At 39.4% G+C, this 18931-nt stretch carries 24 protein-coding genes; 19 read left to right on the top strand and 5 right to left on the bottom strand.

What is annotated here, in order from left to right; genetic code table 11:
• From LRP83_RS02150 to LRP83_RS02095, 12 genes are all read left to right on the top strand, one after another.
• Positions 1-837 (top strand): 4Fe-4S dicluster domain-containing protein, encoded by an 837-nt coding sequence (locus LRP83_RS02150; RefSeq protein ID WP_230495019.1) that lies wholly within the window; start codon positions 1-3, stop codon positions 835-837.
• The gene (locus LRP83_RS02145; RefSeq protein WP_230495018.1) at positions 830-1537 is read left to right on the top strand and encodes a formate dehydrogenase subunit gamma; all 708 of its coding nucleotides are present in this window, start codon (positions 830-832) and stop codon (positions 1535-1537) included. The genes LRP83_RS02150 and LRP83_RS02145 overlap by 8 nt, the downstream gene beginning before the upstream one ends.
• Positions 1538-1643: 106 nt before the next feature.
• Entirely contained in the window at positions 1644-2447 is an 804-nt protein-coding gene (locus tag LRP83_RS02140; protein ID WP_230495017.1) for a formate dehydrogenase accessory protein FdhE, read from the top strand.
• A gap of 36 nt (positions 2448-2483) precedes the next feature.
• Positions 2484-3077: a molybdenum cofactor guanylyltransferase gene (mobA, locus tag LRP83_RS02135; protein ID WP_230495016.1), complete on the top strand. Its 594-nt coding sequence runs from the start codon at positions 2484-2486 to the stop codon at positions 3075-3077.
• A 39-nt stretch (positions 3078-3116) separates the two neighbouring features.
• Complete coding sequence (locus LRP83_RS02130; protein WP_230495015.1) at positions 3117-4352, top strand: molybdopterin molybdotransferase MoeA; 1236 nt, start codon at positions 3117-3119, stop codon at positions 4350-4352.
• A gap of 5 nt (positions 4353-4357) precedes the next feature.
• A complete protein-coding gene (locus LRP83_RS02125; RefSeq protein WP_230495014.1) occupies positions 4358-6298 on the top strand; it encodes a molybdopterin biosynthesis protein in 1941 nt (646 codons plus the stop codon).
• On the top strand, positions 6299-6766 hold the full coding sequence (locus tag LRP83_RS02120; RefSeq protein WP_230495013.1) for a molybdenum cofactor biosynthesis protein MoaE: 468 nt from the start codon (positions 6299-6301) through the stop codon (positions 6764-6766).
• Positions 6759-6992 carry a molybdopterin converting factor subunit 1 gene (gene moaD / locus LRP83_RS02115; protein WP_230495012.1) on the top strand — a complete coding sequence of 78 codons (234 nt, stop codon included), beginning with the start codon at positions 6759-6761 and terminating at the stop codon, positions 6990-6992. The genes LRP83_RS02120 and moaD overlap by 8 nt, the downstream gene beginning before the upstream one ends.
• Before the next feature lie 20 nt (positions 6993-7012).
• On the top strand, positions 7013-8032 hold the full coding sequence (locus LRP83_RS02110) for a thiazole biosynthesis adenylyltransferase ThiF (RefSeq protein WP_230495011.1): 1020 nt from the start codon (positions 7013-7015) through the stop codon (positions 8030-8032).
• Positions 8033-8299: 267 nt separating this feature from the next.
• A complete protein-coding gene (locus tag LRP83_RS02105) occupies positions 8300-8572 on the top strand; it encodes a YwdI family protein (protein WP_230495010.1) in 273 nt (90 codons plus the stop codon).
• A 16-nt stretch (positions 8573-8588) separates the two neighbouring features.
• Complete coding sequence (locus LRP83_RS02100; protein ID WP_230495009.1) at positions 8589-8960, top strand: DUF423 domain-containing protein; 372 nt, start codon at positions 8589-8591, stop codon at positions 8958-8960.
• A gap of 111 nt (positions 8961-9071) precedes the next feature.
• A complete protein-coding gene (locus LRP83_RS02095) occupies positions 9072-9644 on the top strand; it encodes a hypothetical protein (protein WP_230495008.1) in 573 nt (190 codons plus the stop codon).
• A gap of 25 nt (positions 9645-9669) precedes the next feature.
• On the opposite strand, the gene gerQ is transcribed toward LRP83_RS02095, so the two are convergent.
• Positions 9670-10161 (bottom strand): spore coat protein GerQ, encoded by a 492-nt coding sequence (gene gerQ, locus LRP83_RS02090; protein ID WP_230495007.1) that lies wholly within the window; start codon positions 10159-10161, stop codon positions 9670-9672.
• Positions 10162-10346: 185 nt separating this feature from the next.
• A complete protein-coding gene (gene hemQ, locus LRP83_RS02085) occupies positions 10347-11090 on the bottom strand; it encodes a hydrogen peroxide-dependent heme synthase (RefSeq protein WP_230495006.1) in 744 nt (247 codons plus the stop codon).
• Positions 11091-11330: 240 nt separating this feature from the next.
• Here hemQ and pta point away from each other — a divergent pair, with 240 nt between their 5' ends.
• Positions 11331-12302, top strand: coding sequence for a phosphate acetyltransferase (gene pta / locus LRP83_RS02080; protein ID WP_230495005.1), 972 nt, complete (start codon positions 11331-11333; stop codon positions 12300-12302).
• 222 nt (positions 12303-12524) lie between these two features.
• Complete coding sequence (gene lipL / locus LRP83_RS02075; protein ID WP_230495004.1) at positions 12525-13367, top strand: octanoyl-[GcvH]:protein N-octanoyltransferase; 843 nt, start codon at positions 12525-12527, stop codon at positions 13365-13367.
• 82 nt (positions 13368-13449) lie between these two features.
• On the opposite strand, the gene LRP83_RS02070 is transcribed toward lipL, so the two are convergent.
• Positions 13450-14199 (bottom strand): RsfA family transcriptional regulator, encoded by a 750-nt coding sequence (locus LRP83_RS02070; RefSeq protein WP_230495003.1) that lies wholly within the window; start codon positions 14197-14199, stop codon positions 13450-13452.
• A gap of 467 nt (positions 14200-14666) precedes the next feature.
• On the opposite strand from LRP83_RS02070, the gene LRP83_RS02065 reads away from it, so the two are divergent.
• The 3 genes from LRP83_RS02065 (at position 14667) to LRP83_RS02055 (ending at position 16876) form a co-directional block, all read left to right on the top strand.
• Positions 14667-14888, top strand: a complete 222-nt coding sequence (locus LRP83_RS02065; RefSeq protein WP_230495002.1) for a YuzB family protein — start codon at positions 14667-14669, stop codon at positions 14886-14888.
• Between the two features lie 144 nt (positions 14889-15032).
• Positions 15033-16331: an HD domain-containing protein gene (locus LRP83_RS02060; protein ID WP_230495001.1), complete on the top strand. Its 1299-nt coding sequence runs from the start codon at positions 15033-15035 to the stop codon at positions 16329-16331.
• Between the two features lie 32 nt (positions 16332-16363).
• Entirely contained in the window at positions 16364-16876 is a 513-nt protein-coding gene (locus LRP83_RS02055) for a YwgA family protein (RefSeq protein WP_230495000.1), read from the top strand.
• Positions 16877-16973: 97 nt separating this feature from the next.
• Here LRP83_RS02055 and LRP83_RS02050 read toward each other — a convergent pair whose 3' ends face one another.
• Together LRP83_RS02050 and thmT are read right to left on the bottom strand one after the other, a co-directional pair.
• The gene (locus LRP83_RS02050; protein WP_230494999.1) at positions 16974-17183 is read right to left on the bottom strand and encodes a hypothetical protein; all 210 of its coding nucleotides are present in this window, start codon (positions 17181-17183) and stop codon (positions 16974-16976) included.
• Between the two features lie 160 nt (positions 17184-17343).
• A complete protein-coding gene (gene thmT, locus LRP83_RS02045) occupies positions 17344-17586 on the bottom strand; it encodes a 2-hydroxymuconate tautomerase (RefSeq protein ID WP_290369476.1) in 243 nt (80 codons plus the stop codon).
• A gap of 199 nt (positions 17587-17785) precedes the next feature.
• On the opposite strand from thmT, the gene LRP83_RS02040 reads away from it, so the two are divergent.
• Positions 17786-18397, top strand: a complete 612-nt coding sequence (locus LRP83_RS02040) for a site-2 protease family protein (RefSeq protein WP_230495089.1) — start codon at positions 17786-17788, stop codon at positions 18395-18397.
• A 15-nt stretch (positions 18398-18412) separates the two neighbouring features.
• Complete coding sequence (locus LRP83_RS02035) at positions 18413-18922, top strand: YwhD family protein (protein WP_230494997.1); 510 nt, start codon at positions 18413-18415, stop codon at positions 18920-18922.
• Positions 18923-18931 lie beyond the last annotated feature (9 nt).

Here is an 18931-nt window from a genome sequence, read left to right as displayed (position 1 = left end):
ATGGCAAAAGAATATATCAAATATGTGGATGTTACAAAATGTGATGGCTGTCGGGCATGTATGGTAGCGTGTAAAAACTGGAACGACCTTCCCGCAGAACCAGAAGAGTTCCAAGGGAGCTTGCAGTCTCATGCAAAGGTGACTGCAAATACGTGGAATGTCTTGAATTTTATCGAACATGAAAACAGCAAGGGTGACCTAGAATATTTATTCCGTCATTCTTCTTGCTTCCATTGTACAGATGCTGCTTGTGAAAAGGTTTGTCCTGAAGATGCGATTAGCTATACAGATTTTGGTTCAGTAGTCATTAACAATGACAAATGTGTCGGCTGCGGGTATTGTGTTCAAAACTGTCCGTTTGACGTGATATCTCTAGCCACCTATAAAGATAAAAATGGCAAGGAATACCGAAAAGCACAAAAATGTACGATGTGTACCGATCGTCTGGAGGAAGGTATGCAACCAGCTTGTGTTGTTACTTGTCATCCAGGTGCGATGCAATTTGGTAATAAGGAAGACATGCTTACATTAGCTGAAAAGCGTTTAAGTGAAATTAAAGAAAAATTTCCGAATGCCAATATTTATAATCCTGCTGGAGTTGGTGGAACACATACCATTTATGTGTTGGCCGAAAAGCCGAGTGTTTATGGGTTACCTGAAAAGCCAAAGGTTCCAACCTCAGCAGTAATTTGGAAAGATTATGCACAACCGATTGGTAAGCTGATGCTTGGAGCGACAACAATGGCCGTAATGGCTGGTTTCGTTTCCAATAAGCTCTTCAATAAGGGTGGTCACGATCATGGGCAGGATGAAGAAGGAGGCGATAGTGATGAGTAAGCAACAGAAACCAAAAAAGTATGTAAAGCGTTTTTCAAAGGCGTTTATTTGGGCTCATGCCATTAATGCTCTCTCCTTCTTTGCTCTATATATTACAGCCCTACCGATGTACACGGAGTTCTTTGATTGGTTATACCCCGTATTTGGTGGTCCAGCGGGTGCTAGACTTTTACATCGTATCTTTGCGGTAACATTTGTACTACCAACGTTAATCTATATAATCTTTGATCCAAAAGGGTTCTTATTCTGGCTGAAGGAATTAGTGACTTGGAAAAAACGTGATGTTGATTTCTTTAAAGAGTTTCCTAAGGAATTCTTTGGGATGAAAGCAAAAATGCCAAAACAAGGCTTCTTTAATGCAGGAGAAAAAATTAACTCATGGATTCAAATTTTCACAGCAGTATTAATTATTTTCTCAGGGTTTACAATGTGGTTTCCAGAATACTTCCCTGATACTGTCGTTCAATGGGGATATCTCCTTCATAATATCGGCTTTGGGCTTGCTATCGCAGTGGTAGTAGGACATATTTACCTGAGTGTACTTCATCCTGGTTCGACTCCAGCCTTCCGCGGTGTGATTAAAGGGGATGTCGATGCTGAATTTGCGAAGGGACATTACCGTGATTGGTATGACGAGCTAGTAGCAAAAGGTGAGATTGATGAAGATGGAGATAAAAAGTCAGCAGACAAAACGGCTTAACGATGATTTAGTGCCTTTCCTAAGTTAATGAAAGTCAAAAATATATTGGATGGCTGTCTGTATGTATGAGTTCAGACAGCCATTCCTATAAAGAGGAGTTTTATTGATGAAAACATCAGTCGTATCGAACGAGTATCAGAAGCTACAGGAAGAAATCATGAAACTTCAAGAACAGTGGAAACAGAACCTGAATCCAGATTCCATCGATTTTCGTTTGGATTCAGAAGCTATGAAAACAGGGGTGCCTTTAGTTGCCTTAACGAATTTTGACGTAAAATTTCCACTATTCGTACAGTGGGTAGATGAGCTAAAACAGCTATTAATGAGTCAAAATGCTGACCTTGAAAGTCAATTGAATAGGGTTATTGAATTAATAGATGAAGAAACGGCTAAGGTATGGATGGAGGAAGCCTTTTCTTTTAATCACCTCTATTTTAAGAAATTTGCTGAAGAGAATGTACTAGACGAATGGATTCCACCATTTCTAGCCGAGACGCTGTTTCGTCCTTATTTACAATTACTCTCTGAAAAAACGCAAAGCAAAATTAGCCAGGCAGTAGCAGGCTGTGGCTGTCCAGTATGCGGTGAACCTGTCCGTCTTGGTCAACTAGAAGGGAAGGGTCAGAAGATCCTTTACTGTCCACGTTGCCATGCAAATTGGCCGGAAAAGAAATTGTCATGCTCACATTGTGGAAATGAAGATTACGAGAAAATGAAGTATTTAACCGTCGAAGGGAAACCGACAGAGCAAATTCATGTTTGCGATGAATGTAAAGGGTATACTAAGATTATTGATACAAGACAGTTTATAACAAAGCCTTCCCCTGAAATGTTAGATTTAAAGACAATTCATCTCGATTATATTGCACAAGAGAATGGCTACATGGTAATGGGTGAAATAAAGAAATAGAACTTTTTTTGAAAAAGAATGAAGAAGGTGTCATGAATGATCGTAGGAGCTATTATTTTATCAGGTGGGCAGTCAAGTCGAATGGGCACGAATAAAGCCCTCCTCCCAATCTCTGAAAAGCCGAACATTGAAAGAATCAAGGATGAATTGGTTAAGAATTTTGATGAAATGATTCTAGTAACCAATCATCCTGAGGTGTACGATTTTTTAAAGATGAAAATGGTTAGTGATCATTACCCTGGAAAAGGGCCGCTAGCAGGGATTCATGCAGGTTTATTGGCATCAAGTTATGAAGTAAATCTCGTAGTTGCCTGTGATATGCCATTTGTTTCAGCAGGATTAGGGACCATTCTTGTCGAAAACTTAAGAGAGTATGATGCCGTTGTACCGATAATCGGTGGAACGAAGCATCCACTTTTTGCCGTTTATCGAAAAAAAGTCGCCGAAGAGATTAAAAGCTGCTTAGAAAATAATAGCCTCCGTATGATTCATTTGCTAGATAATCTAAATGTTCTTTATATGACAGAAGAAGATTTACAAACCTTTACAAAAGAAAGTCTTGAACAAATCTTCTTCAATATGAATCATCCGGAAGAGTATGAGTTTGCAAAAAAATGGGCTAAGAGCTAGCGCAAGTCTCTTTACTTTTGGGGAAAGGATGTTTAGCGGATGGAATTTTTTAAGGTAAAGACGGTTGAGGAAACTTACCAATTAATTAAACAGCAGATAAAGCCGATTTTACCGATTGTTAAAAAATCGCTTTATGAAGCGCTTCATTTCGTTTTAGCTGAAGATATTTATATAAAAGAAAACGTTCCGAATTTCCGCAGGTCAGCTGTGGATGGATATGCGGTAAAAGCAAGTGATACCTTTGGTACTTCCGAAAGTATGCCAGGTTTTTTAACGGTTACAGGTGAGGTGAAGATGGGAAAAACACCTCCATGTGATCTTTCCTTTGGAGAAGCGATGTACGTTCCAACAGGTGGAATGGTGCCGGAAGCTAGTGATTCCATTGTCATGGTGGAACATTGTGAGGACTTAAACGGCTTGCTAAATGTGTTTAAGCAGATTGCTCCAGGTGAAAATGTCATTTCAATTGGTGAGGACTTGGTTGAGGGTGAGATTTTATTAACAAAGGGCACGAGATTGCGACCGCAGGAGCTTGGTGCTTTGGCGTCTCAAGGGATTATCGAGGTTTCTGTTTATCGAAAACCAGTTGTTGGGTATATCTCGACTGGAGATGAAATTGTTCCGATTGAAACAGTCAAGCCTGCCTTAGGTGAAATTCGCGATATGAATGGGATGACGATTGGCGCAATGGTGATGGAATGGGGCTATGAGTTCATCCATGATGGAATTGTGCAGGACGATGAGCAGGAGCTTGCGAAACGCTCAAAAGCCCTGTTAGAAAAAGTCGATTGTTTAATTCTTTCTGGCGGGAGTTCGGTTGGAACGAAGGATTATTCGGTGAATGTGATTGAATCTTTAGGAAAACCAGGCGTTTTTGTCCATGGAATTTCGATTAAACCAGGCAAACCAACAATCTTAGCGGTTGCCGATGGAAAGCCGATTATTGGTTTACCAGGACATCCTGCTTCTGCGATGGTTATTTTTCAATTATTTGCTCGCCCGATTTTAAACGAAATTCAAGGGTATAGTCAGGAAGAAAAACAATTAGCCAAAGCACGGATCACGAAAAATATTCCTTCTGCACCGGGTCGTACCGATTATATTCGGGTAAGACTTTTTCAAGAACTTGGTGAATGGTATGCAGAGCCGATATTTGGGAAATCCAGCCTCATCTCTACCTTTGTCAAAAGTGAAGGCTTAGTAGAGGTGCCTGCGCCAAATGAGGGCGTGCAAAAGGGAGATCAAGTGTTAGTTCGATTATTTAATAAGGGGTGATAAAAATGGGAAGAACCACATATAAGCGCAAGATTTACTTACAGGATAAACCGCGGCAAGAAGCTCTTAGTGAAATTCTTACCCATTATGCTCCTGTGCGAAAAGTGGAGTGGGTGGACAGTACGTCCGCTTTAGGTCGAATTACAGCGGAACCGATTTTTGCCAAAGTTTCCATGCCTCATTATCATGCTTCAGCGATGGATGGAATTGCTGTAATAGCGGAAAAGACCTTTCACGCTCATGAAAAAAATCCGATTCAGCTAAAACGAAATGAAAATTTTATTTATGTGGACACGGGACATGCGGTTCCAGGTCCTTATAATGCCGTCATTATGATTGAAAATATAGAAGAAATTGATGAAGATACGCTCGAAATTATTGAGCCTGCGTCCCCTTGGCAGCATATCCGCCCGATTGGCGAGGATATCGTTCAAGAGGAAATGCTGTTCCCGCCGGGGCATACAATTCGTCCGGTTGATATCGGTGCGTTATTGGCTTCAAAGACGTTACAAGTTCCTGTTTGGAAAAAGCCTGTCGTGACGATTATCCCAACTGGGAATGAACTGGTTCAGCCACACGAGCAGCTGGCTCCTGGTCGATTGATTGAATTTAATGGTAGTGTGTTTGCGAATTACGTCCTTGATTGGGGTGGGGAACCAAACCTTACAGGAATCGTTGTGGATGAGCCAGAGAAAATTCGCGAAGCGCTTTTAAAAGCAACAGAAGAATCGGATATTGTTGTGATTAATGCGGGATCCTCAGCAGGATCGAAGGATTATACCGTCCATATTATCGAGGAGCTTGGTGATGTTTTCACACATGGGGTTGCCACACGACCTGGAAAGCCTGTTATTTTAGGGAAAATCAATGGAACGATTGTCATTGGAGTTCCAGGTTATCCAGTCTCTGCCTATTTAGCGTTAGAGTGGTTTGTTCGACCACTCATTTGCGAGTATTCTCATACCCCTGTTCCGAAACGGCCAACCTTACAGGTGAAGCTTGGTCGACGGATTGTGTCAACGATGGGGGCAGAGGATTTTATCCGCATGAATATTGGCTTTGTTGAGGGTACATACGTTGCGAATCCGCTAACGAGAGCGGCTGGTGTAACGATGTCGCTCGTTCGTGCCGATGGGTTACTCGTCATTCCTCCGGAAATTAGTGGTTTAGAGCAAGGTGACGTAGTGGAAGTCGAATTAATGAGACCTCTAGAAGAAATTAGTCAAGCCATCGTGTTTAACGGAAGTCATGATTTAACGATTGATTTACTTTCTGTCCAATTAAAGAAAAGAAATCTTTATCGTAAAATTATATCGTCTCATGTCGGTAGTATGGCTGGCTTAATGGCCATTAAAAAAGGGGAAGCCCATGTAGCAGGTGTCCATTTACTAGATCCGGAAACGGGTGAGTACAATACTACTTATGTGAAACGATTTTTAGCGGGTCAGGACATCGTTCTTTATCCCTTTTTAAAAAGAAAGCAAGGTTGGTTTCTACCAAAAGGAAATCCATTAAACATCGAATCTGTTCAAGATATTGCTGAGAAAAAGTGTGATTTTGTCAATCGTCAAAAAGGCGCAGGGACACGAGTTCTGTTTGATAAATTATTAAGAGAATCAAATGTAAATACTAGTGAAATTGTTGGGTATCAGCGCGAAATGTTCTCTCATTTAAGTGTGGCAGCTGAAGTTAAATCAAACAATAATGCAGTAGGTCTAGGGATTTTTCCGGCTGCAAAGGCAATGGAATTAGAGTTCGTACCTATAGCTGATGAAGACTATGATTTAGTGATGACCAAAGCCTTTTTTGAGAGTGAGCAAGGGAAGAACTTAATTGAAGTGATTCAATCCGCCTCCTTTAAGGCAGATGTTGAAAAAATAGGCGGCTACGCAGTTGTCGAAAATCCAACACCGTTAGTGATTACTAGTAAACCCGAGGTGGAATAGATGAAATTTTTTGAAATAGCAAAGGATCCGATTAATACTCAATCGGTTATCGATAAAGTGATTCAACGTGAAGCGGGTGCGATTACGACGTTTATTGGCACCGTCAGAGAACTGACCCATGGAAAAAAGACGCTATATTTGGTGTATGAAGCCTATGAGCCGATGGCGGTTAAAAAACTAGCACAAATTGGCACGGAAATAGAAGAACGTTGGCCAGGCTCGAAGGTTGCCATCACTCACCGCGTTGGGAAGCTAGATATTACCGATATTGCCGTCGTTATTGCCGTTTCGACACCACACCGTGCAGATGCCTATGAGGCAAACCGCTATGCGATTGAACGAATCAAGGAAATTGTTCCAATTTGGAAAAAAGAGCATTGGGAAGATGGTCAAGAATGGATTGGAAATCAGCTAGAGACTGTTGCCTATCCAAGTGGAAAACCAGAGGAGGGGGATTTGGGTGAATAAAGTTTTATTTTTTGCTCATTTACGTGATAGTGCTGGAGTAGAGTCAGTTGAATTTGCGGCTTCTGGAAAAACGGTTGCCGATTTAAAGGAATTAATCAGCGAGCAATTTGGTCTGCAAAATTTTGATACGGTCATGACGGCTATTAATGAAGAGTTTGCTACAGACGATGAGGTAATTCAAGAAGGCGACACGATTGCTTTTATTCCACCGGTAAGTGGTGGCTGATTGCGGGGAGGTTCTAAAACATGCATGATCGACATTCAAGACAAGAACTTTTTCAGCCAATCGGTAAAGAAGGACAAAGGAAAATACGTTCCAAGCATGTACTGTTAATTGGCGCTGGTGCACTTGGGTCGGCGAATGCGGAGGTACTCACTCGGGCAGGCATAGGTAGATTGACCATTATTGATCGCGATTATGTCGAAGCTAGCAATCTTCAACGTCAGCAATTATATACGGAAGAGGATGTTTTGGAAAAACTGCCGAAAGCAGCTGCAGCCTATAAAAGATTACATGCGATTGATTCTTCTGTTGAGATTCGGCCAATTATCGGTGATGCAAATATTGAAATGCTGCAGGATTTGGTAGGCGATGTGGATTTAATCATTGATGCTACCGATAATTTTGAAACGCGAATGATGATCAATGATATTTCGCAAAAATACCAGCTCCCATGGATTTATGGTGCATGTGTCGGTAGCTTTGGGATGAGCTTTACCATTTTACCAGGGAAAACGCCATGCTTAAATTGTTTACTACAAGCGATTCCGATGCAAGGGATGACCTGTGATACAAATGGAATTATCGGCCCAAACGTGCAAATGGTGATTGCCCATCAAACAGCAGAAGCGCTGAAAATATTGGTCGAGGATTGGGACGCGGTAAGAACATCGTTTGTCAGCTTTGACGTCTGGAGAAATCAATATTCGACGATGAAGATGGGGAAAGCCAAAAGGGCAACATGTCTTTCCTGTGGAGAGAATCCTACGTACCCGTATTTAGATGTAGAAAATCATACGAAGACAACTGTTCTTTGTGGTCGAGATACGGTTCAAGTTCGGCCTCCAAAGGTTCAAAATTTGGTATTGAGTGAATTAGCTGAGAAACTAAAACATCTTGGCTATGAAGTAAAAGGAAATCCCTATCTCGTTTCAGTAGAGTGGGAGGAAAACCGTCTCGTTATTTTTAATGACGGTCGAGCATTAATACATGGGACAAAGGATTTAACACAGGCAAAGGCGATTTATCAGCGGATATTAGGGTAGGAGAGTAGGCGAGGCAACCATTAGGGTTGTCTCGTTTTGTTTTTTGCGCAATCCAGCTCCAGCGCCTAGCCCCCTCGAGGGGAAAATAGAACCTTTTTTTCTTGAACAAGGTGCTTCCGCTCTTTATATTTCGACATGTTTCACGTGAAACATTGATATTAGGACAGTTTTCTACAGACATGATTTTACAGCTTGGTTTTGAATGTTGGAGAATTGGCTATGGTTGTGGTTAAATAATAGGAGAGTAAAGATGAGGGAATGAGGATTATGTCGATTTCTGTGGAACAGCTACTGAAGAAAATGGAAAGCGAATTACATAAAGCGAAGCAGGCTGAAGGGACAGCGAAATTACGAGAAAACGTTCATTCAATAAAAATACTTTGTGAGCTTATTTTGGACGATACAGAGTCGGGATCGGTTCGAGGTTTGCCAGAGGTTGTAGCTTTACAACCACAAATTCAAACCATTACACCTGCATCGCTTACCGTTAAAAAGCTTGAAGAAGAGGAAGCGAATGGAGAATCGTTATTTGATTTTTAAAAAGGGGGATTAAGGGATGAAAATATTTCTTATTTTAGGAGCGATAAATGCCTTTTTAGCTGTTGCGTTAGGGGCTTTTGGGGCACATGGATTAGAAGGAAAGCTCGAGCCGAAGTATTTAGAAACGTGGAAAACTGGGGTTACGTACCAGATGTTCCATGCTACAGGATTATTGATTATTGCAGTGCTTCTTGGGAAATTACCTGCTAACTCGCTATTATCATGGTCAGGTTGGTTAATGTTTATTGGAATAATCTTATTTTCGGGCAGCTTGTATGTTTTGAGTGTAACGAAGATTAGTATTTTGGGAGCAGTAACACCTTTAGGAGGAGTAGCTTTTTTAGCTGCTTGGATCCTTTTAATAATAGTTGCAGTTAAATATTTATAAAACACAAGTCTGGCACTAATTCGCCAGACTTTTTCTTTGTATAAATTTAGGATATGCAAATCATAATGAGGTTAAAATAAAGTATTAAGTTAATTAAAGGAATGATTACATTTGTCAAAGGGTTTAGTAAAGGAATTTGATAAAACGGTAAAATTAAATGAGGAGGCTCATCATGCATTAATTAGTTATTGGAAAGATAATGAGATCTATCTTTCCTTCGAATTTTGGTTGATGGTTACCTTTCTTGTTGTACCTTTAATCATTTTGTTCTTTAAAATAGATAAGAGTAAATTGTTCTTTCTCGGTTTTTATGGGTATAGTTTTCACATGTTATTTGCCTATACCGACGCATATGGGAGAAATATGGGGTACTGGAACTACCCATTCCCGATATTCCCAATCCTCCCTGGACTAGCATTAGATACTAGTTTGATTCCTATAATTTTTATTCTAGTATACCAATATACGTTAAATCACAAAAAAAACTACTACGTTTATACAATTATCGTTGCAGCTATTATTTCATTTGGCTTTAAACCTATGCTTGTTGGAATGGGTATGTTTAGAATGTTTAAGGAAATAAATTATTTACACCTTTTTATTTCTTACACTATCGTGATCATTTTGGCAAAAGTGATTGTGGATGTCTTTTTATGGGTGGAAAAGAGATACAAAAAGGACTAAATCATAGCGATTTAGTCCTTCTTAGTTATCGTGGTGGGAAGTTGCTTAAGCTAGGGCCACCTGCCGCAAATGGATATTCATATTCAATTTCTTCATCAAACGTCACATAATCTAAGTATAGCATTGGTAATAGGACACGTTGACCAGTTTGTGGATCGCTCAAAATTAAATGGTCTCTTCCTGCAGCTTCGATTATCCCTTTAAAAATTTTCGCATTCCACTGAGAGTTATTTTCAAACGTAGCATAAACCGTTACTAACTTTCCTTTGTTTAAGCGAAGAATATTTTCAATGTAAGATTCTTCAATCGGTAGCATACCTGGAACCTGCGCCCCCGTTTGTGGTGATGCTGTTGGTGTTTGACCTGTTCCTGGAGGCATCATTCCACCCTGTAGTGGCATCATTCCACCAGTCTGTGGCGGTGGAAAATTAAATTGTGGTTGTTGCATGTAGGAAGGTTGTTGACCTCCTTGTCCTCCTTGGTATGGCTGATAACCTGGGTATTGGTTTGGATACATAGCATTCCCTCCTGAGCATTGATAGCATTGCTTTTTCCCATAATTCATATACATTTGGGCATTTTCCCCCCAATTTGTAATAGCTTGTAATAAACCCACTAACAGATATTTATGAAGGAAATGAGGAAGTTATGACAAAAAAAAACTCATAGTCAATTGTTGACTATGAGACCGGTAAATAAGTTTTAAATATGAAGAAATTTGGCTACAGCATCTTCATGTAAGATATGTCCGACAAAGAATGCTCCGAATTCACCGTAACGAGCACTTACTTCATCAAAACGCATTTCGTATACAAGCTTTTTAAACTGAAGAACATCTTCAGAGAATAACGTTACGCCCCACTCGTAATCATCGAAGCCAACTGAACCAGTGATGATTTGCTTCACCTTACCAGCATAGCCGCGACCAATCATACCATGGCTGCGCATCAATTTTTTGCGCTCATCCATCGGAAGCATGTACCAGTTATCTTCACCTTGACGCTTTTTATCCATTGGATAGAAACAAACGTATTTTGCTTTTGGTAGAATCGGATAAAGTCTAGCCAGAACTTCTGGGCTTTGGTACGGGTCCTGTCCTTGAGGTAAATAATTGCTCAACTCGACTACAGAAACATATGAATGAACGGGAATCGTGTATTCAGCTAATTTGGTTTTATTAAATTCTGTTTCAATGGCATTTAATTCTTCCATTGTAGGACGTAAAATCATCATCATAAAGTCGGCTTTTTGACCAACAATGTTATAAAGTGCATGACTGCCTTCTTTGCGGGTTTGTGTACTATTCCATTTTTCTACGAGGTTTAAAAACTCGTGAATGGCACTTTGGCGCTCATCACTAGAAAGCATTTTCCACGTCGTCCAATCGACAGTACGGAAATCGTGAAGGCAATACCAGCCATCAAGGGTTTGTGCTGCTTCAGACATTACAATCACTCCTAAAAAATTCTATGTACATCATCACTATATCATAGTTTCACCACAAGACACGATTGTAAACACACGAATTGAGAAAATCAATTTTGGGTTAGAATAATAAAAGTGAGCTGATTTTGGGTTTAATTTTTACAAAAAAGTGAACATTTCATGTGAAAGAGGTCTCTTTCATTGAAATTTCCATTCGGAAGAGTATGCTTATTAGGTGAAAAGTCTTGAGGAGGTTATACAATGAGTGATTTATTTACAGGTTTAAAAACAAAGGTGACAGGAAAGGAATTGAAAATTGTCTTTCCTGAAGGGACAGATGAGCGTATTTTGAAGGCGTCTAGCCGATTAGCGGCTGAAAATATTTTGACTCCAATTTTAATAGGTAATGAACAAGAAATAAAGGGTAAGGCTAGTGAACTTGGCATATCCTTAGATTCTGTCGAGATCTATGATCCGGCGAACTTCGGCCAATTCGATGATTTAGTTACGTCCTTTGTAGAGAGACGAAAAGGAAAAGCATCGGAGGAGGACGCACGTAAGATTTTGCTAGATGAAAACTACTTTGGCACCATGCTCGTACATACCAATCAAGCTCATGGCTTGGTGAGTGGGGCTGCTCATTCAACAGCAGATACCGTTCGACCAGCCTTGCAAATTATTAAAACAAAAGATGGCGTACGCAAAACATCTGGTGTGTTTATTATGGTTCGCGAAGATGAAAAGTACGTATTCGCTGATTGCGCGATTAATATTTCTCCGGATAGTCAGGATTTAGCTGAAATTGCAATTGAAAGTGCAAAAACAGCTGACATGTTTGATATTGAGCCAAGAGTGGCGATGTTAAGCTTTTCAACGAAGGGTTCAGCGAAATCTCCTGAGACAGATAAGGTTTCTGAGGCAGTGGAAGAGGCAAAACGTCGTAACCCTATGTTAGTTTTAGATGGTGAGTTTCAGTTCGATGCCGCTTTTGTACCTTCTGTGGCGAAGGCTAAGGCACCAGATTCGATTATTAAAGGCGATGCCAATGTGTTTATTTTCCCTAGTTTAGAAGCGGGTAATATTGGTTATAAAATTGCGCAGCGCTTAGGCGGATTCGAAGCTGTTGGCCCGATTCTACAAGGCTTAAATAAGCCGGTGAACGATTTATCACGTGGATGTAATGAAGAGGATGTATATAAATTGGCGTTGATTACGGCGGCGCAGAGTTTATAGGGTTATTTAGAATTAAGACCTACTCGAATTGAGGTTCGGGGAAGGTCTTATTTCTTTTTTACGCTATTTTTGCTGCTCATTGCGCCGATTTTCATAGGTTTTGCGCATTTTTCACAAAATTGTCATACATAAGTAACTTTATTCCAATTCGAAAGACTAAGTAAACACCACTTTTTTTTGATATACTAAGATATATTCATTTAAATTGAGGAGAATTCAACGATGACGACTGAAAACCCTCTTTTACACCAACTCCATTGGCGAATCATCGACCAGTCGAGTGTAGGTCCACATTTCCATGCCCTGCAATCATTTGGTACAGACGATACTTTATGTGAAGCGGTTGGAAATGGCGAATCGCCGTCGACGGCTAGAGCATGGGTCCACCATCAAACGATTGTTTTAGGGATTCATGATTCGAAACTACCTTTTTTAACAGAAGGACTGCAATACCTGGAGCAGCAAGGCTATCAATATATTGTTCGCAATTCAGGTGGTTTAGCAGTAGTTCTTGATGAAGGGGTATTAAATTTAACCCTCATTTTTCGAGAAATGGAAAGAAAAATAGATATTGATAGTGGCTATGACGCTATGTGGCAGCTCGTAAAGGAAATGTTTAAGGACTTCAATTGCAACATTGAAGCGCGGGAAATTACGGGTTCCTATTGTCCAGGAAGCTTTGATCTAAGCATCAATGGCCAAAAGTTCGCGGGTATATCGCAGCGTCGATTACGGAATGGCGTCGCTGTTCAAATTTATCTTTGTGTAAACGGGAGTGGGAGTGATCGGGCGAAGCTAATTGATAACTTCTATTCGATTGCTAAAAAAAACCAGCCTACGAAATTCACTTATCCTGACATAAATCCAGAGGTTATGGCTTCCTTATCGGAGCTGTTACAAGTAGAACTTTCAATTCAAGATGTGATGCTGAGGTTTTTGACGACTTTAAAAAATCATAGTGAACAAATTTCAGCAGGAATGTTAACATCCTATGAAATCACTTTATTTGATGGCTATTTTAAAAGAGTAGTGGAAAGAAATGCGAAAATGCTGAATATAGAATAGCTAAAAGGGACTGCCGTTAAATGGCAGTCCCTATTTTAAAGGATGTTGCTAAGTTTCTCTCTCCCAAAAAATGCTTTTCTATTTATTCAGCAACCTTTTCTAAATTACCATTTCGGTCCATTTTGAATTTAGTGGCTGGGCGTTCTTCTTCTTCAAAAAGAACTAGTTTTCTAGCGCGATTCATGATTTTCATTAATGTTTCGTAATCTTCTTGAACCATGTCTGTTTGCTGCTCTAATTCGTTCACTCTAGCTTCTAATTCGGCATTACGTTTGCGCAATTCTGCAATTTCTAATTGCAATCTTCCATTCTCACTTTTTAGGGCATCCCTTTGCAAATTGGATTGACCAATATTTTGCAAGAAGCTAATAACCCTATCCATTGTAAGAGTAGAAGAATCGCGAGGTTGTGGCATGTATTGTGGCTGTGTTACCTGCTTTGGTTGGCTAATTTGATACATAGGAACCTCGGTTGGTATGTTAACGTCCTCAGCTTCTACCATATTAAGCTCACCAATCTCAACCATTGTCTCTAATTCTTCTAAAGGAGTAACTGGAGGAGTATATAATAGTTTCTTCTTTCCGCCTTGATCCTTGCCAAGAATACGATTCTTTTGCTTGCGTTGCTTTTTAGAAAGGGATAAAGCCTTTTCATAACGGTGTCGAACTACTGCATTCCATCGAAAACCACAGGCTGCAGAAGTCCTGTTTAACTTGTCTCCTACTTCTTCGAAGGCGTTCAGCTGTGTGCTTCCTTCTCTAACATGCCTTAAAACCGTTTCTGCCAACAATAAATCATCTTCATCTGTCCATGCATCTTGTCTTACTTTCATTTTTTTCAACTCCCTAAATTTGTTAAAATTAATATCTTTCAAGAAACCCCTATTGTTAAATTGGTAATCTAGTGGGTTAACGATTTTTCACTCAAGGTTTCTTTAACTATAGTTTCAGCATCACCAAGTTTTTTAGCTTTTATACTAAGAAACTAAGTAATTTAGCAAATTAAGCAAAAAAACCAAGTCTTTTAGCTTTTATACTAGAAAAACGAAGTAATTTAGCAACTAAAGCTAAAAGACCAAGTTTTTTTGCCCTTATACTAAAAAACGAAGTAATTTAGCAAATTAAGCTAGTAGCCCTAAAAGGATAATAGATTTTTTTGAAAAGTGAGATTGGTATGTTGTTTTTTAGTTGGGTTGCAATGACTGGCGATAAGCGGTAAAATCAGCTTTAGCATGTACATTTATTCATGGAAAATTAGGTGCAGTGAATATATTTTTTAACCGAAAGGGTTGTAATAGAAATGGCAAACGAATTCCGTGTTTGCGATGACTGCCAGGCGGTCAATTTAAAAACACTTATCCCTCGTTTAGAAAAATTGGATCCAGATGCAAAGGTAGAGATTGGCTGTCAATCCTACTGTGGACCCGGACGTAAAAAGACGTTTGCATTTGTAAATAATCGTCCTGTCGCAGCGTTAACCGAAGAGGAACTGATCGAAAAGGTTCAAAAAAAGCTGAAATAACTCACCATAAATCACCTTTGTCTGAACTTGGATAGGTGATTTTTTTACTCTTAAAAAGTAGAAATTTGGCGAAATTTGGCTGTAATTAGCGAGGATTGTAGGTATAATAAGGATATAACTCACGAAGTGAAAGAGGGGAAAGGAATGGGATACGGGACAGAAAAGCTTATGGAAGAAAAGGTATTTAAAGATCCAGTGCATCGATATGTCCATGTTCGCGACCGGGTCATTTGGGATTTAGTCGGAACAAAAGAGTTCCAAAGACTGCGTCGAATTAAACAGCTTGGGACAACGTATCTTACCTTCCATGGAGCGGAGCATAGTCGCTTTAGTCATTCGCTAGGAGTTTATGAGATTATCCGTCGCATTATCGATGATGTATTTAAAGGGCGGCCTGAGTGGAATGAAGAGGAACGGTTAGTATCTTTATGTGCGGGACTTCTTCATGATCTTGGGCATGGTCCATTTTCACATAGCTTTGAGAAGGTATTTGATTTAGATCATGAAGAGTTTACACAAAAGATTATTTTAGGGGATACCGAGGTAAATGCGGTTCTAATGAAAGTAGGAGCTGATTTTCCGAAAAAGGTAGCCGAGGTTATCGCAAAGACGTATTCCAATAAACAGGTCGTCAGTTTGATATCGAGCCAAATTGATGCAGACCGAATGGATTACCTTCAGCGTGATGCCTATTATACGGGTGTTAGTTATGGGCATTTTGATATGGAGCGGATTTTACGTGTGATGCGGCCGCGTGAGGATCAGGTGGTTATTAAGCAGAGCGGCATGCATGCTGTTGAAGACTATATTATGAGCCGCTATCAAATGTATTGGCAAGTCTACTTCCATCCAGTTAGCCGCAGTGCCGAAGTGATTTTGACGAAAATTTTACACCGAGCAAAGCATTTGCACGAAAAATACTATTCTTTTAAACAACATCCAATTCATTTTTATTCTCTATTTGAGGATGAGACAACTCTTGAGGATTATTTAAAATTAGATGAATCGATTATTCTCTACTATTTCCAAATGTGGCAGGAGGAAGAGGATTCGATTTTAAGTGACCTTTGTCGTCGATTTATGAACCGTAATCTTTTCCAATATGTTGAATTTGACCCAGCAAAAGAGTATAAAAAAATGGCTGAGTTAAGTTTATTATTTAAAAAGGCTGGAATTGACCCAGACTATTATTTAGTCGTCGACTCCTCCTCTGATTTACCGTATGATTTTTACCGTCCAGGGGAAGAGGAAGAAAGGCTACCGATCCAACTTTTAATGAAAAATAACGAAATTCGTGAGCTTTCAAGAGAGTCAGCGATTGTGGATGCGATTTCTGGAAAAAGAAGAACGGACCATAAGCTCTATTTTCCTGCGGATTTCCTTTCTGACTATACTTCAAAGAAAAACGTCAAAAAACAAATTCAAGCTTTATTAGATAGATAACCTGTAATAATTGATGTGGGAGATGACGAGCATTGCTTAAGGATCACGCTAAACTTATGTACGCGATTGAAGCGACCGGGGAAATCACGGGGCGAAAGAAGCTTCAAAAAATTATCTACATTGCCAAAAAGCTATCGTTTCCATTCCAAGAAAGATTCCAATTTCATTTTTACGGCCCCTATTCAGAGGAGCTAACACTACGCGTCGAGGAGCTTAGTAATTTGGGCTTTGTCGAGGAAATTAGGGAGAAAAAGGGTGGATATTTTCAGTATCGTTATTCGTTAACAGATTCTGGGAAAGAGTTTTTAAGTTTAAATGAAGTTGAAATGCCTTGTTTGCCAGATTGTTTGTTGGATATGAATGAGCAGAATGCTAGATTCCTTGAGCTTGTGTCAACCGTGCTTTATTTTGAAAATCTGTCACGTGAAGAAGTGGCGGAGAAGGTTTTTACGCTTAAGAGTAAGCAGAAGTATACACTGGAAGAAATTTCGGATGCGTATTCTTATATTGAATCATTGAAGGAGAAAGCTAAGTCCTTGGTTTAGGGACTTAGCTTTTTTTAGTATTAAAAAGGAAATACTACAAATGAACGGCAAAGATAAAGTAGTTATTGTTTTCGTCGGAGTAGAGCTCGTCTACAGTTCATTCGGTTGATTGGGCTGCCTGCTCACTTTGTACCATATTTACATTCGAAAGCGCCTGTGTGATTTCATTGTTCGCTTGCTTGATTGCTTCTTGAGCAAGCAATGGATCAGAGGATGCTTTTTCTATTGCTTGACTTAACAGTGTTTGGCAAAGAGTAACGTTTGCTTTTGCTTGGTTTAGTTTGTTTACATCAATTTGTTGTGGCATGTAAATCACTCCTAAATGGTATTGAACTACCTACATATCATTAGCATATCGGTTGGAAATATGATTTGATAAATTATCCTTTTAAATAGGAAAAACCAGGCTATTGGCCTGGTCGATCATTATAAATTAGATTGGTAGCAATAATAAATTTTTTTGATCTTTACTCTTCGTCGCTTAATCTTTTTCCAGCAACAGCGTAGTGGTTTTTAGACATTTCTTCAATGAAAACAACAATTTTCTCAGCTGGTGCACCCGTTGTTTCACTTACAGCAGCAGTTACTTTTTCGGCTAGCGCCTTTTTTTGCTCTTCAGTACGGCCCTCAAGCATTTTTACGGTAACGTATGGCATAAATGGTTTCCCCCTTTGATTGAAATAGCGTATGTAAAACGAATACGCTTTCATGATTCTTTTTGTAGTCTTTCATATCTCGACAAAGAAATCAAGGTCAAAAATAGTACACCTTCTCTAAATTTCAATTCGGTCGAGATTTCATGTATACTTTATTTAAATAGCTATTAAAAGGAGCGCGATCGAGTTGGAAGGATTGCAAGGTTTAACAGGATTTTTAGCCTATCCATTGAATAAAATACCATTTGTCGCCATGACATTAATGATTGCCTTTACCCTTCATGAGTTTGCGCATGCCTATGTGGCTTACAAGTTCGGTGATGACACGGCCAAAAAGCAAGGGAGATTAACGCTAAATCCGATTCTGCATCTTGACCCTATTGGTACATTATTAATTTTTATTGTAGGGTTTGGATGGGCGAGGCCTGTTCCAGTAAACCGTTTTTTCTTTAAGAATCCGCGTCTTGCTGGAATCCTTGTTTCTATAGCAGGACCGTTGAGTAATCTATTGTTAGTTTTAATCGCCTTTTTGTTCTGGTACATTTGTATTGCCACTGGAATCGCCCAACAATTACCGTTAACGGTGATCGATTTTTTAAATATTTTTATCGACTTAAATCTTGTTCTATTCATATTTAACCTCTTGCCACTTCCTCCTTTAGATGGGTATCGCATCATCGAGGATTTAGCACCAAATCGAATTCGGGCAAGGATGACTCAATATGAAGCCTATGGATCGCTAATCTTTTTAATCTTAGTTTTAACGCCATTAGATAAATATACGATTACTCCCATTTTTCAAACAGTATTGCCGTTTGTCGCTAATGGAATCAATGAATTTTTTGCTCAAATTTTTAGTGTCTAAGGAAGGAGTTTTTTTATGGAAGAGAAAAAGAAAAAAGTTGGCTTTAATATCATTAAGAATGATTCGACAGATGGTCACGGTGGCTTTGGTGTCGGAACACTAAGTTTGAATAATGTTTCTCCTGTTATCATTGATGTAGAAGCGGGAACAGCCTCGATTGAAATTGGTGCAATGCATGCTCGTACAGATGTGGAAAAAGGAATTAAATTTTTACCAAATAAAGCAGAAGTACCGAATGGGAAGCCATACTGGCTAATTTGGGTGACGATTGACCGTCGAGAAGAAGGCCCTTATTATGCAGGTGTAACAGCCTGTGAGATGACGGTCGATCGCAGTATTCGTAGGGGATACAAGTCGCTTCCAGAGCATGTAAATAATTTAGATAAGTCGATTAAGCGTAAAATTATTGTGGAGCACATGGATGATGCTTCTAAAAAAGTTTTAGGAGAATTTTTGAAAAATCATAATGAAGAGATTTGGAATAATTCATCTGAAGAATTGAAAACTTCACTTAAAGTAGAATAATGAAAAAGT

Origin of the sequence: Pseudoneobacillus rhizosphaerae, assembly GCF_917563885.1 — a bacterium.
In the GTDB taxonomy this organism is placed as follows: domain Bacteria; phylum Bacillota; class Bacilli; order Bacillales; family Cytobacillaceae; genus Pseudoneobacillus; species Pseudoneobacillus rhizosphaerae.
The sequence above is the reverse complement of the archived record's forward strand: the minus strand, read 5'-3'. Positions and strand labels throughout refer to the sequence as shown.